Here is a 16,061-nt window from a genome sequence, read left to right as displayed (position 1 = left end):
AAAAATATTAAAAATTACAGCTCTTCAAGCGCTTTAATAGTAGCATTTGCGTTGTAAAAATTAGCCGTATGGCCAACAATATACATATACAAATCACCTTCTTTTTCATCCATTAAAGCAATTTGAGGACTTGATTCAGGACCTTTAAAAACTTTTATAGAGTACGTTGGTGTTTTATATGCTGTGATACTTTCTGCATTCGTAGCTTCATACCATCCAGCAGCATTTTTACCGATAAAAACTTTTCCTGTAAATCTATTCAAAACAACCACTGTATATTCATTATCTTGTACTTGATACAATTCCATTTGGTACTTTTGCTTATTTACAATTTCTTTTGAACTGAATGGATCCGTTTTCTTTTCCTCTTCTTTGCAAGAAACTACTAGCATTAATACAAGTACTAAATAAATAAAGTTTTTCATTTTTTATTTTTTTTAATTCAATTTTTTGCACAAATATAGTTGCAATTTTTAATTTTCATCATTGAATTTTACTATAATAACCACCGCATTAGTGCATTTATTCGAATGGTTTTCAGGGGAATTAAAAAAACGTTTTTCTTTTAAATGCAAAATAAAAAAGAACCAAGACCATAATTACATCTACACCAATTCGAAGTGTTATTAAATTTGCAAAAGATATTTGGTCTAAAAAATACATCAGCATCACCACACAAACATATAACATACACGACAACAATAATGCATAATTGTATTCTTTCAAAGCACCAAATGCGACTAAAGAACAACTTCCTAAAACAACAGAGCAACTTATTACAGGAATAAGTACCACTAAAAGCTCTAATAAACTCGAATATTTTGACATTTGAGTCCCACCAAAAAAAGTCATGAATTCAACTGAAAAATAAAAAATAATTACTGCAAAAAGCAACGAACTACAAAAAGTAAAGAGCATTAATTTTTGTAAAAACACTTTACTTTTGGTTCTAACAATGGAAGGAAAAACTGCTTGTTGAATAACTTCAAATGGAAACACAAAAGCAAACAATATTTTAGAAGCAATATCAAAACCAGAAACTAGACTTTTTGAACAGAAATATCCAATTAAAAAAATAGTTCCAAAGTTCAAAAAAAGTGTAGAAAATCGTCCTAAAAAAAACAAATATCCTTCCTTAAAATAATGTTTTAGAACTGTGCAAGGAACAAGTACAAATTCAAATTTGGCGATCTTAACCAAAAAATAAAAACCCAATCCTCCCCAAACAAGATTAGTAACAACCAAAATCAACACATATCTGACAAGGTCATGCGTATTATTTACAAACAAGAAAGTGAGGACAACAAGCAATGTTCGCGAAACAACACTCACAATTGCGATGGGTTTCATTTTTTCTATTCCTTGAAAATACCAGATCGGAAATAGAATTTCGCCAATTCCCATACACAGCATTAAAAAAATTAGGTGGATATGCTTAGCAATTTCTGCGTTCAAAGAAAATAATCCCACGAGCACAAACCCAATGATAAACAAAAGAGTTTTTATGGTTAAAACAGTCGAAATTATCTCATTTATTTTCGATTTGTTCTCTTTGTTTTCAACAATGTATTTTGCAACATACATATCAAAACCAAAATTAACAAGTATCAAAAAATATTGGGTGAACGAATCAACCCAAGTCAAAATACCATAGCCTTGTTCTCCCAAGGTACGCACCAGATAACCCAACAACAGATACTTTGAGACAATATTAGCAAACTTCACTACTCCAAAATAAAAGAAATTTTGGGCAATTTGAGTGCTAAATGACTGGTATAATTTTTTCAACATGTACTTTCCAGTTAGTTTTTGCACTGTTACAGTGCCTTATCCCATGTTCTAATAGTAATGTTAAATGCTTTTTTAATTTTTTCTTTATTTAAAACACTATAGCTCGGACGCTTGGCAGGTGTTGGATAACTGCTACTCGGAATTGGTTTCAAATCAATATTAACATTATTTACCTCAAAAATTTTCTTAGCAAATTCAAACCAACTGCAGGAGCCTTCATTGCTAAAATGATACAATCCATGCGCTTGGTGATTAGGATTTTTTGATGCAAAAAGAATAATTTGTACCAATGCATGAGCCAAATCAACTGCATGCGTTGGCGTGCCTATTTGATCGTCAACAACTGATAGAGAATCTCGTTCAGCTCCTAGACGCAACATAGTTTTCATAAAGTTCCCTGCAAATTGTGAGTATACCCAAGATGTTCTAATGATGAAATAAGCACCAAAAACCGCTTGAATTGCTTTCTCACCGTCAAGTTTTGTTTGCCCATACACACTTTGCGGATTAGGCAAATCGGTTTCCACATAGGGTTCTACCGCAAGTCCATCAAAAACAAAATCAGTGGATACGTGCAACAATTGCGTTTTAAATTCATCACAAACCTCGGCTAAATATTGTGCGGCGTTTGTGTTAATTGCAATTGCTTTTTCAGGTTCTTGCTCTGCTTTGTCAACCGCAGTATAAGCTGCTGCATTGATACAAAAATCAGGTTTGTATTTTTCAAACTGACTTTGAATGGCTGCTTTATCGGTAATATCTAGCGTTTTTGAATCACAAAACACAAAATCTATTTCAGCGTATCCTGAAGCAATATGCTGCAAGGCTTGGCCTAACTGACCGTTGGCACCGGTCACAAGCACTACCAAACGCATTTGGCTTGATCTAGATTAGGTAAAATTTGATCTTTATCGGAAATCAATAAATCTTCTTCCGAAAATTTCCAATCTATTTGCAAAGCAGAATCGTTGTATTTTAATCCACCTTCCGACTCTTTATTGTAAAAATTATCACATTTGTAGAAAAAGGTTGCCGTTTCGCTTAGGACAACAAAACCATGTGCAAAACCTCTTGGCACAAAAAACTGCCTCTGATTTTCAGCAGATAGTACAACCGAAACATGCTCGCCAAATGTCGCAGATTCGGGACGCAAATCGACTGCTACATCAAGTACCTCGCCACTTAAAACACGAACCAATTTAGCCTGCGCATGCGCTCCAGTTTGATAATGTAATCCCCTAAGCACTCCTTTAGTAGAAAATGATTGATTGTCTTGTACAAAATGAACTTCCTTTTGCACACCGTCTTGAAACGTTTTGGCATTGAAACTTTCCATAAAGTAGCCTCTTTCATCTTGAATTACTTTGGGTTCAATGATGCAACAGCCTTCTAGTTTGGTTGTATTAAATATCATAAATTATTAAATTATCTCTAATAAATGCGAACCGTATCCGCTCTTTAGTAAAGGTTGTGCTATCGTTTTTAACTGCTCTGCCGAGATGTAACCCATTCTAAAAGCAGCTTCTTCAATGGAACCAATTTTTAATCCTTGACGCTCCTCAATTACTTGTACGAATTGAGAGGCTTGCATTAACGAATTGAATGTTCCTGTATCAAACCATGCAGTACCGCGATCGAGAATACTTACTTTTAATTTGCCTCTGCGCAAATATTCTTTGTTGACATCAGTAATTTCAATTTCTCCGCGTTGACTTGGCTTTATATTCGCAGCTATAGCAACCACATCGTTATCATAAAAATAAATTCCAGGAACTGCGTAATTGGATTTTGGTACTAATGGTTTTTCTTCAATAGAAAGTACATTTCCCTCCGAGTCAAAATCAACTACACCATATCGCTCTGGATCGTTTACATGATAGGCATAAATAATACCACCATCAGGATCGTTATTGGCTTGCAAAAGTTGTGACAAACCTGTTCCGTAAAAAATATTATCTCCCAGTACCAAGGCTACTTTATCGCCTCCTATAAACTCTTTACCAATAATAAAAGCTTCGGCAAGACCATTTGGATGTTCTTGCATGGCATATTCAAAACGACAACCCAATTTAGAACCATCGCCTAACAATTGTTGAAACAAAGGCAAATCATGTGGTGTCGAAATAATCAAGATCTCTCTGATTCCTGCCCACATCAAGGATGACAATGGATAATAAATCATAGGCTTGTCATAAATAGGCATCAGTTGTTTACTCACTGCTAGTGTTAACGGATGCAAGCGCGTACCTGAACCTCCTGCTAGAATTATTCCTTTCATGGTAGTTATTTATTGTATTTAACTTTTAGTTTTTGATAAAAACTAACGAATAGGCTACCAAATATGAACAGTCCCACAAACAATAATGGAGCTAAAAATTTAAGTTTGCCATTGATAGATTTTACATTCTTGATGTTGGTCACTAAACTAATTTCTTTGATAACACTATCAAAGTTGATTTTATCCAAACGATTATTACCTTGCTGCTTGATTAGTAACTCTTTATTTTTAATCAAGTCGTTTAGCTGCGTATTTTCGTTGTAATATACCAAACTACTGCCTGGTCCTTTCGGATTTTTGCTAAAATTGTTGACTAAGGTATTTATTTGTTTGATTATCGAATCATTCTCTTTACGGGTCATTTCCAGGTTTTTCAAACTTTCTTTTTTGATTTCCGAGAAATATTTTGAATCATTCAAATACGCCTGCAAAGGTTTCACAAAATCATCTTGACCTACTTTCTTAACTGTAGAAATAGACAATTGATGAAACGGATAATTCTTGCTCGTTAATTCGTTTTCAATTGACTTTGCCGCGCCGCCTTCATCGGCCATGAGTTTTACTAACTCTAAACGCTGCTCATCATTACCTACAAATTTATAGACGTCAATAACTGGAGTTATCTCTATATTTCGTAATTTCAACCTCGTGTCAAACCCTAATTTTTGCAAAAACAAGCTGTCGTTTTCTTTGATTTTAGAATTTAGCAGAGCCACTTTGCCATACAAATAATCCGTAGAGCCAAAATTTGGCATCACAATGATTTCATGATCATAAGCTGTTCTGGATTTATCTAAAAAAAAACCAAGTCCTGCTCCCAAAACAAACAAAACAATCAATACCAAAACATTTCGTTTCAGGAACAAAAAACCTTCAAATAGTCGCAAAAAAACACGATCTACAAAAAGACCCATTTTTGAAAATATTTGAGACAAATCAACTTCTTGATCACTCGAATTAAGTGGCCTATTTTCGCTCATAGGATTGTTATTTTACGTTGAAAATTTGTTCCAATATTTTAATGGTAATCAAATAGGTAGGTTTTACACCAGTTGTTCCTAAACCACCCGAAGCTAATGTACTTCCTGTTTCTAAAGGATTATCTGAGGCATAATAAGCATAACGAACTTTTATATCGCTTGGTACACTTCGTCTGATTTTTGAGGCCGATTGAATGGCTTTTTGATAGTAGGAACCTTCCATTTCAAGACCAATAATTCCCCAAGTTGATTCGTGGAAAAACTTTAATAAATCTCTGTTCTGTAATGAAGTACCCAAAACAGTTACCATTGGACCTGCAAAGACAGCAATGTCATTTCCTTCAAACATGTCGGCAGTTAGTTCGTTTTCAAAGAAATAATTGTCAGCAGTTCCTTCGTTAATATGTGCGTTAGGAATCATGATATCTCCTTTTCCTCCTTCAAGAATTCCTGCTTTACCCATAATCGAAACCGATTTTACATTCAACAAAGTATCTTTCTTGAATGGTTTCAATAACTCATCAATAGTTTCATAAGCTTGTTCTCCAAAAGCATAATCCATAACAATTAGCACCGGTTTTTCAGTATCTACTTGCGCCGTAGGAAACGATGTTTTGGTCCAATTGATTTTAGCTGTATCAAAAATTTGTACATCAATATTAGTTCCTGATGTATCTGGCAAAGAGATCATTCCTTGTTTCAATGCAACTGCTGTAACTTGATTGCGTACCTCATCAGCACCTGATCTACTTAGCTCCTCATAAATAAAGAAATCTGATTTGTCTTTGAACTTCGTTTTCAACACTTCGGTAGCAAAAATCGAATTCATCACACTGTGCATGTTGGCACTGATTACGTGAATTGGTCGGTCTAAAAGCTGATTGGCTTTTAAAACTTCTTTGATATTGGTTGCCCAAATTTCGCCGTGAATGTGGTGTCCTAAACGCTCTCTTAAAATAGGGCTGAAAGTAATCGTTCTTTTATTATCCTCTACAATTTCTTCAATGGCTAGTTTACCCAACCAAAAAATCACGTGTAAAAAACGGTCTGGAGCAGCTGCTGAACCAAAGGCATCATAAATATCTAAAACCTCAGCAAAAGTTCTCCCTAAAATGTTAGCTGCATGCGAAATGGCTTTTTCCTTCTCTATTTGAGTTAGCTTTTTCTTTGATGAAACGGCCTGCTCAAGCTTGATCCAATCACGAGAAACCTCGCCGGCATCATCTAATAAAACACGGTTTCTGATTTTATGTGATTCGATAAAAACAAAAGTCAAGTGCGTTAAAATATCATAAATATCAGATCTTCCTCTTGTAATTTCCACATTCATTTGCTCCTCGTCAATACGGTAGCAATTACGACGTCTTTTTGGAGGAACAATCGCTTGAAAATGCGATTTTGAGTAACCTTCATCCGAAGTAAGATTAATAAAACGACATTCTTCAATTCCTACTGGCAAACGCTCAATTACGTATAAAAGTCCGTTCAATTCTACTTTCTCTTCGGCAATATTCCCGTAAATCTCTGGTCGTAATGCTAACAATGCTTCGCGAAGTGTATCACCAGAAACTCCCATTGGTTTGTAAAATCCTCTATTAAAAAGGTGGCGCATTGTAATGTACATTTTTTCAATGGCTGCCGATGATTCTTGTGCTCTAGAGCGCGATATATTTTTTGTTTCTTTCATTTTCTACTTATTTTTTAACCTGCAAATGTATGACATTTATTGGGTCTTTAACAAATCTGCTATTTTTCTGTCATTAGATAAGCGCGGCACTTTATTTTGGCCACCTAATTTACCAATCGATTTCATAAAATCTTGGAAACCGTTTTTAACTACTTTGGTAACCACTACTTTTTGCAATACCTTGCCCACAATCAAATCGTCATAGTAAACATTTTGTTTGCGCATGGCATTATCTAGCGCTTCCCCAAAAGCTTTGCTGTCCTGTGGTTCGTTCTCAAACTCTATAAACCATTCGTGATACGGCAATCCCTTGGATGGCGTGATTTGTGGGGCTACTGTAAACTCGTTAATTCTGATTGATGTTCCAATAATGGCTTCTTGCAAAGCACTTTCTACCTCTTTGCCGATAACATGTTCTCCAAAAGCCGATATGTAATGTTTAATTCTGCCCGATACAATTATTCGGTACGGTTTTAAACTCGTGAACTGAACGGTATCACCAATGTTATACCCCCAAAGTCCTGCATTGGTAGAAATTATCAAAACATAATTGACATTCAATTCTACTTCACCTATGGTGTAACGTCTTGGATTTTCGGTATAAAATTCGTCACTTTTGATAAACTCATAAAAAATTCCGGAGTTCAACAATAGTAACATTCCTTTTTCCTTTTGAGAATCTTGATAGGCAAAAAATCCTTCCGAAGCGGGAAACAATTCAATGCTGTCTACTTTTCGACCAATTAAATTCTCGAATTTAGCCCGATATGGTTCATAGTTCACACCACCGTAAATGAACAAATTAAAGTTTTTGAAAATTTCGCCCACAGGCTTCCCTCCTTTTTGATGCAGTTTTTCAAAATACATTTGCACCCACGACGGAATCCCGGAAATCACAGCCATATTCTCATGAAACGTTTCTTCTACAATCGCATTTACCTTGGTTTCCCAATCTTCGATGCAATTCGTCTCCCAAGACGGCATTCTATTTTTTTGAAGGTATTTTGGAACAAAATGCGCTACAATTCCGGATAAACGCCCTAGTTTTATTCCGTTTTTTTCTTCTAAAATCGGACTTCCTTGCAAGAAAATCATTTTACCATCTACAAAATCAGCCTTACCAGTTTCGTGAATGTAATGCAAGATCGCGTTGCGGGCGGCCTCAATGTGATACGGCATTGATTCCTTAGTCAACGGAATGTACTTTGCTCCAGATGTAGTTCCTGAAGTTTTGGCAAAATACAACGGTTTCCCTTTCCACAGAATATTGGCTTCACCTTGTACCACTCGGTCAACATAAGGTTTCAGCGCTTCGTAATCGCGCACGGGAACGTACTTAGCAAAGTCGGCCGCAGTTGTAATTTTATTAAAATGGTGGTCCTTGCCAAAAGCCGTATGTTGTGCTTGAGTGATTAATTGCTGCAGTACCTTTTGTTGAGCTACCACTGGATTTGTAGCCCAAACTTGGGTTTTTTGATAAATATTTTTGGCAAAAATCTTTGCTATAATTGATTTTAATGACATCCTGATGAGATACTTTTGAAATGTAAAATACGATTTATTTCGAACTTTTTCTTTTGGCCGCAGCCGTATTTGATGCTGCTTTTTGCTCCTCGATAGCCACTTGTTTGCGCAACTCCAATTCTGCTTCTGATGGAGCTAAATCTAATTTTTCTGCTGTTACTTCAGAAGTTTCTAAAATAGAATCTTTGTTGAATTTAGCATATTCTAACTCACCCGTTAAAACTTTCTTGATGGCTTTTAAATACAAATCATTCTGTTTTATGGCTTTAGAAAGCGAATCTGATTTGAGAGCCAATTCAGTAGCCTCTTTTTTCAATTGCGATGACGAATAGCCTGGAATGAACTCTCGTAAAGGCGTGAATGCAATGATAAATGTAGTTACAAAAATGATTAAGATAGCACCCACACTAGCTACAACAAAAACATTCATTAAGGTGAGTTTTAATGAAAAGGTCTCTTCAAAAGTATCTTCGTTTAGAATTACGAGACGTCTTTTGTTGAATAAATTTTCTTTTATGACTTTTCGCTTTTGTCTTTTTTTGGACATATTCATTGATTATTGAACAAATATAACAATTATTGTGCTTGCATTTACTGCCTTTACAGCAATACAAAAAGCAATTGGTGCAGTGACGTTAATAAATTTTTAACGCTTCGCCCATTAAATAAATGCTGTAAAATGAATTTGTATTCAGTAATTCTATATACCTTTGCTATTAGGTTATTTACAAATTTGCTTCGGCATAAATTATACTATCATGGGAAGATTAGGTGTTACAGAAATCCTTATAATATTAGCTGTCGTTTTATTACTTTTTGGAGGTAAAAAAATTCCAGAATTGATGAAAGGTTTAGGAAGCGGAATCAAAGAATTCAAAAACGCAGCAAAAGACGGTGAACCAGCCAATAAAAAAGAAGAAGCTTCTACAAAAGAATAATTCTTTATAACTAGAATAGAAAGACCCAAATAGCAACTACAATTGCTGTTTGGGTTTTTTTGTAAATTTTTTTGATACTTTTTTTTATATTATTACATCAATAGCTTCTTAAAATTTAATTTGAAAACATTGAAAAAATAACAACAGGATATAATAAAAATCAATTTGCTAAAAACTAAGACCACAATCAAAAAACAATGAAAACAACTCTTGTAACCGTATTGCTTTTAAGTATTCAACTCCTTTTTGCACAAGAAATAACAGGTTCTTGGCAAGGTGAACTAGACGTTCCAGGAATGAAATTGCCACTAATTTTTCACATTAAAAAAGAAGGTGAAAAACTCATTTCAACTCTTGACAGTCCAAAACAAGGGGCCACAAATATTCCGGTTAGTACAACAAGCTATTCTGCTGATCAATTAACGCTTGAGCTTCCTGCATTGGGAATCTCCTACTCCGGAAAAGTAACAAATGAAAGTATTAACGGTACTTTTAAACAAGGTGGAATGGAATTACCCTTGATCCTTTCTAAATTGAACAGACCGCAAACTCCTAAAGCACCCTTTACATATAAAACAGAGGAAGTAACTTTTATCAATTCCTCCGATAAAAATACTCTAGCTTGCACACTATCTGAACCGAACAATTTCAATAAAAAAGAGCCAATTTTGATTATGATTACTGGTTCAGGAAAACAAAATCGTGATTCAGCGCTTTTTGGCCACAAACCCTTTGCAGTAATCGCTGATGATTTTGCTAAAAAAGGTATAGCCACTCTCCGACTAGACGATCGCGGAATTGGTGGCTCATCAAAAGGTACTCCTGATGAAACTTCTTTTAATTACGCTACTGATATCAATGCAGCAGTATTATTTTTAAAAGCAAAAGGTTTTGAAAACATTGGTTTAATTGGTCATAGCGAAGGCGGTATGATTGCTCCCATTGTGGCTAGTACAAACAAAGACGTTAAATTTTTGGTGTTGATGGCTGGGCCAGGTCAACCTATAAACGAACTTCTAGTACTGCAAAATTATTTGGCGGGAAAACTAGCGGGTATGAGTGAAGAAGCGCTTCAAAAAAGCAGTCAAATAAACAGAATGATCTATGATTTTATAAAAAATTACAAAGGCAGCACTTTTGATTCCGACTTTGATAAGTTTATAAATTCATCCTCAGAAAAATTGCCAGACGATGTTAAAAAACAAGTATCAAATGCTTGGTTCAGATATTTTATTGCTTTTAATCCAGACGAATATGTTTCTAAAATAAAGATTCCAGTTTTGGCTATCAACGGAAGTTTAGACTTTCAAGTACCTGCTAAAGAAAATTTGGAAGCCATAAAAAAATCATTGACAAAGGCTAAAAACAAAAATTTCGAAACCTACGAATTTCACGGCATGAATCATCTTTTTCAGGAATGTACAACAGGTGCTATGAGCGAATATGCCGAAATTGAGCAAACCATTTCACCAAAAGTGCTTGATAAAATGAGCTATTGGATAATCGCTAGAAAATAAAAACCGTTTGCTTACAAATTTAGAAATCCCAAAATTCAATGAACAGTATTGAATTTTGGGATTTTTCTATTTTACAAAACCATCGTCAACTGAATTCGCTTTCTGTCTTCATCGACTTCCGTGACTTTTACGGTAACATGTTGGTGGAGTTTGACCACTTCGTTTACATCGCTTACAAAGCCTGCTTTTAGTTGAGAAATGTGTACCAAACCACTTTCTTTAATACCCAAGTCTACAAAACAACCAAAATTGGTAATGTTATTGACAATTCCGTTCAAAATCATTCCTGTTTTTACGTCTTTAATAGTTTTTACATTCGGATCAAATTCAAAAACTTTTGCAGATTTTCTGGGGTCTAAACCAGGTTTTTCTAATTCCTTAATAATGTCTTTTAAAGTCAATAAACCTATTTCAGCCGTAACATAATTTTCTGGTTTGATTAAGGCTGTTTTCTCTTTGTTTCCAATTAAATCAGTTACTTTCAACTTCAAATCTTTGGCCATTTTTTCCACAATTGAATACGCTTCAGGGTGAACTGCCGAGTTATCCAATGGATTTTTTCCGTCTTTAATTCGAATAAAAGCTGCTCCTTGCTGAAAAGCTTTTTCGCCCAAGCGAGGTACTTTTTTAAGTTGTTTTCGATCCTCAAAAGGACCATTTTCTGAACGGTAATTCACAATATTTTCGGCTAGCTTCTCTCCTATTCCACTCACATAGCTCAACAAATGTTTACTCGCCGTATTGATGTTTACTCCTACTGAATTCACGCAACGCACCACAGTGGTATCAAGTTCTTCCTTCAATTTACTTTGATCTACATCGTGCTGGTATTGGCCTACGCCAATGGCTTTTGGGTCAATTTTTACCAACTCGGCCAAAGGATCACTCAATCGGCGACCTATAGAAACCGAACCACGAACCGTGACATCAAAATTTGGGAATTCTTCACGAGCAATTTTTGATGCCGAATATACCGAAGCACCCGCCTCTGAAACAATGAAAACCTGAACCGCTCTATCAAAAGCAATTTTTTTGATGAAGAATTCGGTTTCGCGCGATGCTGTTCCGTTTCCTATTGAAATTGCGTCGATGTTATAGGCGTTTACCATTGATTTTATCTTTTTCATGGCCATAGCGGTTTCGTTTTGTGGCGCATGAGGATAAATGGTTTCGTTGTAAATTAAATCACCTTTTTCATCTAAGCATACTACTTTACAACCTGAACGAAATCCTGGGTCGATGGCTAAAATTCTTTTTTCCCCCAAGGGTGGCGCAAGCAATAACTGCCCTAAATTAGTAGCAAAAACTTGAATAGAATTGGCATCAGCCTTGGCTTTCGCTTCTTGCAAAGCTTCGTTTGAAATGGCAGGATTTAGCAATCGCTTGTAGCTATCTTCAATGGCTAATTGCACGTGTGGCGTGGCTGGACTGTCTCCTTTTAAAACCAATTCGTCAATAATATCATAGGCTTCATCGAGATCTACTTCGACTTTAAACTTGATAAAACCTTCGTTTTCGGCACGAAGCATTGCTAATAATCTATGCGAAGGTGCTTTTGTCAACGGTTCAGACCAATCAAAATATTGATTGAATTTTTGAGCGCCTTCTTCGTCTTTTTTGGTTTTTACTACTTTAGTCGTGATGGTTGCTTTACGCTCGTAAAGGCTTCGTAATTGTTTACGAACAAAAATATTTTCGTTGATCCATTCGGCAATAATATCTCGTGCGCCTTGCAAAGCGGCATCTTCATTCATCACATTATCGTTCAAATATTTAGTAGCCAGGAAATCAACATCATCTTTGTTTTGAGCCATGATGATTTTCGCTAAAGGTTCTAAACCATTTTCTCGAGCCACATCAGCTTTGGTTTTTTTCTTCTTTTTGAAAGGCAAATACAAATCTTCTAATTCTTGTAAATCAAAACTTAGTTGTATTTTTTTATCTAATTCTGGCGTTAATCCGTTTTGCTCTTCAATTGATTTTACGATTGCTTCTTTGCGTTTTGCAATTGCTTCGTATTCTTTTTGAAGCTTGGCAATTTGTTCAATTTGTACTTCATCTAGATTTCCAGTGGTATCTTTTCGATAACGGGAAATAAACGGAATCGTACAATCTTCTTGTAAAAGTTGAACTGTTTTTTGAATATTTATGGCGGCTGTAGCAACCTGTTTTTTAATGAAATCTATATTTGTCATTGTCTCTATTTTCTAAAGGCTAAAATAATATCTTTGACTTCAATTTAAATCAAATGACTGTTTTATTCTATTACTTTTTTGTGATAAACCTAATTGCTTTTGTGAGTATTGGTTATGATAAATATTTAGCTAAAAATCAAAAAAGACGAATATCAGAACGAACTTTGTTAAGTTTTGTATTTTTTGGCGGAACAATTGGTTCAGGAATTGCAATGATAATTTTTAAACATAAAACAGCCAAAAAAAGCTATTTATGGAAGTTTTGGTTACTTACTACTGTACAAATCTTACTGCTTTTTCTGGTCTATTATTTTGGTCTCTTAGGTAATAAAATCTAAATAATTCCCCTTACTAATCACGTCAAAATTAGCTTCTGGATACGCTTTGGCGAAAGCCGTAGGAATTTTTGCTTTTCTGTTTTCGTTCCATTTGAATTCGTACCCTCTCAAAATACCGTTTTCTTCTTCAAGCCAATCTAATTCTTGTTGGTCATAAGTTCTCCAGAAGTAATTAAAAACCGTTTTCTGTGTGTAATTTTGATTTTTTATACGTTCCGAAGCCAAATAATTTTCCCATAAGGCTCCCACATCTGTTCTGGAATCTAACCGACTAAAATTAGCGATAATTGCATTCCGAATCCCGTTGTCATAAAAATACCATCTGTTTGATTTGGTTACTTCTTTGCGTAAATTTTTACTAAAACCAGTAACTTTATAGATAACAAACACTTTCGAAAGTAAATCCAAATAACTTTCAACAGTATTTTTAGAAATACCCAATTGTCTTGCTAATTCTTGCAAGGATACCTCCTGCCCTATTTGAAAAGCAATTAACTTTAATAAATCCAGAATTTTATTGGATTGTTTAATTCCTTCGTAAACTAAAATATCTTTAAGTAAATACGAATTCACGATTTCTTTCAGGTAGTTAATCTTTTCCTCCCATTCTGGATATTGCTCTAATTCTGGATAGGATCCAAAAAGCAATCGTTCTTCTAATTTTTGAGTGGTTTCTTTAAAGTTTTCATACTTAGCAAATTCCATTTGTGCCAATGGAAATAAGTAAATAGTATTTTTTCTGCCTACTAATGGCTCTCCTAACTTACTAGATAAGTCAAAAACCGAAGATCCTGTAGCAATAATTTTGATGTCATCAATAGAATCAACTATCAATTTTAAAATGAGCCCGATATCAGGAATGTTTTGAGCCTCATCAATCACTAACAATTTTACTTTATTTAAAAGACGTTTATAATTAGCAACTGACCTTTCTTTGAGTAAATCAGCATCTTGAATATCTTCGCCATTCAAATGCAAATAATCTTCTTTTGGAATGGTAGCAAGATAATTTTTAATAAAAGCTGTTTTACCCACACGTCTTGCACCTAATAAAATCAATACTTTATTAGGCAAAACTCTTTTAGAAAACAATGTATCTATTCCTCTTTCTAAAAAATTCATAAGCTTGAATTTTAAATATTTAGATACAAATATACTTAAAAAACGTTAATTCAGTCAGTACATTGACCGAATTTACATTAATTCAGTCAGTACGTTGACTGAATTTACATTAATACATTCAATAGAAAATAAAAAAAGCTCGGTTTTTCACCGAGCTTGGTGTAATTATAAAGCTGCGAAGCAGCCAAAATTTTATTGACAGGCTATTTTATTGACACGATTTTGGTGTCTGCCACCTTCAAAATCAGTAGTAATAAAAGCTTCTACCATTTCTAATACTTGTGGAATTGAGGTAAAACGAGCAGGAATACTTATAATATTAGCATCATTATGTTGGCGTGCTAAAATTGCAATTTCTTTGGTCCAACATAAAGCGGCACGAACTTGAGCATGTTTATTAACAGTCATTGCAATTCCGTTTCCGCTTCCGCAAATAACAATTCCTAAATCAGCTTTACCTTCTGTTACATCAGTGGCCACTGGATGCCCAAAATCAGGATAATCAACGCTATCAACTGAATCAGTTCCGTAATTGGTTATTTGATGTCCTTTTGCGATAAGCATTTCAACAATTGCCTTTTTGTAATCTGGTCCGGCGTGATCGTTTCCTATTGAAATTTTCATTTTGTATGTTTTAAGTTGTGTTTTGCAAATTTATATAAAGTATTCAACTATTAAGGAGTAAATACCACTAAGTTTGTTGCCACAAATTGATTGTTATAAACACAATTTTCGGGCTATTTTTATAGTCTTATTTAAAGACTTAATAATGAAATATTTAGCAGTTATTAACAATTTTAATAAGTGTATAAATACTTGTAAATCAGTATAAAATGTATGATTTAAATGTTAAAATTTTGCATTGTTAATACCAAAACGCAACTACTTGATATTCAGTTAACTTTAAGTTAACATAAAATGTTCATAACTTGGGATAGAAAATAAGAAGTATTTTTTGGTTGAATCGAAAAAATAACTAATCAAAAATTGACTTATTAATTCCTAATTTAGTTTGATGAATTTTTAGAAAAGTTATCAATACTCAAAACCACTTTATCAACTGAATTTTTAAAAATACTTATTTACAATTTTTAATTGTTTACAATTATCAACCGTTGTTAATTAAAATTGAAAAGACTTTTAAAATCAACTATTTACTATTTTACAAGTATGTTGATAACTACAAATAACATCTTAAAACTGAAATACAATACTATTTTTAAAAAATTTATTGCCACTATTAACACACTATAATAACAACCAAGAAGATTTTAAAATTTAAATTTTCTTTTTGTTTATTTTAATATATGTTCACAACTTTCAAAAAAGAAAATTCAAAAAATTTTAAAATTGATCTCAAACGATTTTCAAATTGTTGTTCAGGTGATCCAAAAGAGCTTGTACTTTTTCAAAATCGTTTTGATGAATTTTGAGTTTGATTCCGCCGTAGGCAAAACTTCCAAAGGGATCGACTGAAACAAGATTTTCGTTTTCGAACAAATGTACAATCGATTCTTGCTCGAGCAAATGTTTGATAACTATAATTTCGTGAGCGTAATTGAATATGGCAATCGTTTTAAATGTGTCCATTAGTGTTGTTTTTATAAAGATACAATTATTCCGTTATAGTTATATTTTCTTTAAAACTAGGTTGCTTTGGTCGAATACAGTTTAGTATTTCGTAATTTTAG

The 16,061-nt window shown here is 34.1% G+C and carries 16 protein-coding genes; 3 read left to right on the top strand and 13 right to left on the bottom strand.

Going from position 1 to position 16,061, the window contains the following annotated elements; all coding sequences use genetic code 11:
• Positions 1-14: 14 nt before the first annotated feature.
• The 9 genes from L1S34_RS00510 to L1S34_RS00470 form a co-directional block, all read right to left on the bottom strand.
• Complete coding sequence (locus tag L1S34_RS00510) at positions 15-425, bottom strand: hypothetical protein (RefSeq protein WP_236361742.1); 411 nt, start codon at positions 423-425, stop codon at positions 15-17.
• A gap of 121 nt (positions 426-546) precedes the next feature.
• Positions 547-1,791: an oligosaccharide flippase family protein gene (locus L1S34_RS00505; protein ID WP_236361714.1), complete on the bottom strand. Its 1,245-nt coding sequence runs from the start codon at positions 1,789-1,791 to the stop codon at positions 547-549.
• A gap of 26 nt (positions 1,792-1,817) precedes the next feature.
• Positions 1,818-2,666: a dTDP-4-dehydrorhamnose reductase gene (gene rfbD, locus L1S34_RS00500; protein ID WP_370637552.1), complete on the bottom strand. Its 849-nt coding sequence runs from the start codon at positions 2,664-2,666 to the stop codon at positions 1,818-1,820.
• Positions 2,654-3,205, bottom strand: a complete 552-nt coding sequence (gene rfbC / locus L1S34_RS00495; RefSeq protein ID WP_236361691.1) for a dTDP-4-dehydrorhamnose 3,5-epimerase — start codon at positions 3,203-3,205, stop codon at positions 2,654-2,656. Before rfbC ends, rfbD begins: the two co-directional genes overlap by 13 nt.
• 6 nt (positions 3,206-3,211) lie before the next feature.
• Positions 3,212-4,069 carry a glucose-1-phosphate thymidylyltransferase RfbA gene (gene rfbA, locus L1S34_RS00490; RefSeq protein ID WP_236361688.1) on the bottom strand — a complete coding sequence of 286 codons (858 nt, stop codon included), beginning with the start codon at positions 4,067-4,069 and terminating at the stop codon, positions 3,212-3,214.
• Between the two features lie 5 nt (positions 4,070-4,074).
• On the bottom strand, positions 4,075-5,049 hold the full coding sequence (locus L1S34_RS00485; protein WP_236361686.1) for a hypothetical protein: 975 nt from the start codon (positions 5,047-5,049) through the stop codon (positions 4,075-4,077).
• A 7-nt stretch (positions 5,050-5,056) separates the two neighbouring features.
• Entirely contained in the window at positions 5,057-6,736 is a 1,680-nt protein-coding gene (locus tag L1S34_RS00480) for a DUF6909 family protein (RefSeq protein WP_236361682.1), read from the bottom strand.
• 36 nt (positions 6,737-6,772) lie between these two features.
• The gene (locus L1S34_RS00475; protein ID WP_236361679.1) at positions 6,773-8,260 is read right to left on the bottom strand and encodes a GH3 family domain-containing protein; all 1,488 of its coding nucleotides are present in this window, start codon (positions 8,258-8,260) and stop codon (positions 6,773-6,775) included.
• Between the two features lie 34 nt (positions 8,261-8,294).
• Positions 8,295-8,807: a peptidase gene (locus tag L1S34_RS00470; protein WP_166132629.1), complete on the bottom strand. Its 513-nt coding sequence runs from the start codon at positions 8,805-8,807 to the stop codon at positions 8,295-8,297.
• Positions 8,808-9,018: 211 nt separating this feature from the next.
• Between L1S34_RS00470 and tatA the strand changes: the two genes are divergently transcribed.
• Positions 9,019-9,198, top strand: a complete 180-nt coding sequence (gene tatA, locus L1S34_RS00465; RefSeq protein WP_166132628.1) for a twin-arginine translocase TatA/TatE family subunit — start codon at positions 9,019-9,021, stop codon at positions 9,196-9,198.
• Between the two features lie 197 nt (positions 9,199-9,395).
• Positions 9,396-10,715, top strand: a complete 1,320-nt coding sequence (locus L1S34_RS00460) for an alpha/beta hydrolase family protein (protein WP_236361663.1) — start codon at positions 9,396-9,398, stop codon at positions 10,713-10,715.
• 71 nt (positions 10,716-10,786) lie between these two features.
• Here L1S34_RS00460 and L1S34_RS00455 read toward each other — a convergent pair whose 3' ends face one another.
• A complete protein-coding gene (locus L1S34_RS00455; RefSeq protein WP_236361660.1) occupies positions 10,787-12,910 on the bottom strand; it encodes a Tex family protein in 2,124 nt (707 codons plus the stop codon).
• Positions 12,911-12,963: 53 nt separating this feature from the next.
• Here L1S34_RS00455 and L1S34_RS00450 point away from each other — a divergent pair, with 53 nt between their 5' ends.
• Positions 12,964-13,248 (top strand): DUF1294 domain-containing protein, encoded by a 285-nt coding sequence (locus L1S34_RS00450; RefSeq protein WP_236361657.1) that lies wholly within the window; start codon positions 12,964-12,966, stop codon positions 13,246-13,248.
• Here L1S34_RS00450 and L1S34_RS00445 read toward each other — a convergent pair.
• The 3 genes from L1S34_RS00445 to L1S34_RS00435 form a co-directional block, all read right to left on the bottom strand.
• Positions 13,231-14,370, bottom strand: coding sequence for an ATP-binding protein (locus L1S34_RS00445; protein ID WP_236361654.1), 1,140 nt, complete (start codon positions 14,368-14,370; stop codon positions 13,231-13,233). The two genes, L1S34_RS00450 and L1S34_RS00445, sit on opposite strands and share 18 nt — an antisense overlap.
• A 192-nt stretch (positions 14,371-14,562) precedes the next feature.
• Positions 14,563-14,994: a ribose 5-phosphate isomerase B gene (rpiB, locus tag L1S34_RS00440; protein ID WP_236361651.1), complete on the bottom strand. Its 432-nt coding sequence runs from the start codon at positions 14,992-14,994 to the stop codon at positions 14,563-14,565.
• A 732-nt stretch (positions 14,995-15,726) separates the two neighbouring features.
• Entirely contained in the window at positions 15,727-15,960 is a 234-nt protein-coding gene (locus L1S34_RS00435; RefSeq protein ID WP_236361635.1) for a DUF2007 domain-containing protein, read from the bottom strand.
• Between the last annotated feature and the right edge of the window lie 101 nt (positions 15,961-16,061).

It is taken from the genome of Flavobacterium sp. K77, from assembly GCF_021608205.1.
Lineage (GTDB): Bacteria > Bacteroidota > Bacteroidia > Flavobacteriales > Flavobacteriaceae > Flavobacterium > Flavobacterium turcicum.
Note: the sequence above shows the minus strand (reverse complement) of the source record. Positions and strands in the feature narration are given on the sequence as shown.

Excerpts from the sequence above, each read along its gene's own strand:
- L1S34_RS00505 (WP_236361714.1), bottom strand. The coding sequence starts at position 1,791 with ATGTTGAAAAAATTATACCAGTCATTTAGCACTCAAATTGCCCAAAAT.
- L1S34_RS00445 (WP_236361654.1), bottom strand. The coding sequence starts at position 14,370 with ATGAATTTTTTAGAAAGAGGAATAGATACATTGTTTTCTAAAAGAGTT.
- rfbA (WP_236361688.1), bottom strand. The coding sequence starts at position 4,069 with ATGAAAGGAATAATTCTAGCAGGAGGTTCAGGTACGCGCTTGCATCCG.
- rfbC (WP_236361691.1), bottom strand. The coding sequence starts at position 3,205 with ATGATATTTAATACAACCAAACTAGAAGGCTGTTGCATCATTGAACCC.
- L1S34_RS00510 (WP_236361742.1), bottom strand. The coding sequence starts at position 425 with ATGAAAAACTTTATTTATTTAGTACTTGTATTAATGCTAGTAGTTTCT.
- rpiB (WP_236361651.1), bottom strand. The coding sequence starts at position 14,994 with ATGAAAATTTCAATAGGAAACGATCACGCCGGACCAGATTACAAAAAG.
- tatA (WP_166132628.1), top strand. The coding sequence starts at position 9,019 with ATGGGAAGATTAGGTGTTACAGAAATCCTTATAATATTAGCTGTCGTT.
- L1S34_RS00485 (WP_236361686.1), bottom strand. The coding sequence starts at position 5,049 with ATGAGCGAAAATAGGCCACTTAATTCGAGTGATCAAGAAGTTGATTTG.
- L1S34_RS00475 (WP_236361679.1), bottom strand. The coding sequence starts at position 8,260 with ATGTCATTAAAATCAATTATAGCAAAGATTTTTGCCAAAAATATTTAT.
- L1S34_RS00455 (WP_236361660.1), bottom strand. The coding sequence starts at position 12,910 with ATGACAAATATAGATTTCATTAAAAAACAGGTTGCTACAGCCGCCATA.
- L1S34_RS00435 (WP_236361635.1), bottom strand. The coding sequence starts at position 15,960 with ATGGACACATTTAAAACGATTGCCATATTCAATTACGCTCACGAAATT.
- L1S34_RS00450 (WP_236361657.1), top strand. The coding sequence starts at position 12,964 with ATGACTGTTTTATTCTATTACTTTTTTGTGATAAACCTAATTGCTTTT.
- L1S34_RS00480 (WP_236361682.1), bottom strand. The coding sequence starts at position 6,736 with ATGAAAGAAACAAAAAATATATCGCGCTCTAGAGCACAAGAATCATCG.
- rfbD (WP_370637552.1), bottom strand. The coding sequence starts at position 2,666 with ATGCGTTTGGTAGTGCTTGTGACCGGTGCCAACGGTCAGTTAGGCCAA.
- L1S34_RS00460 (WP_236361663.1), top strand. The coding sequence starts at position 9,396 with ATGAAAACAACTCTTGTAACCGTATTGCTTTTAAGTATTCAACTCCTT.
- L1S34_RS00470 (WP_166132629.1), bottom strand. The coding sequence starts at position 8,807 with ATGTCCAAAAAAAGACAAAAGCGAAAAGTCATAAAAGAAAATTTATTC.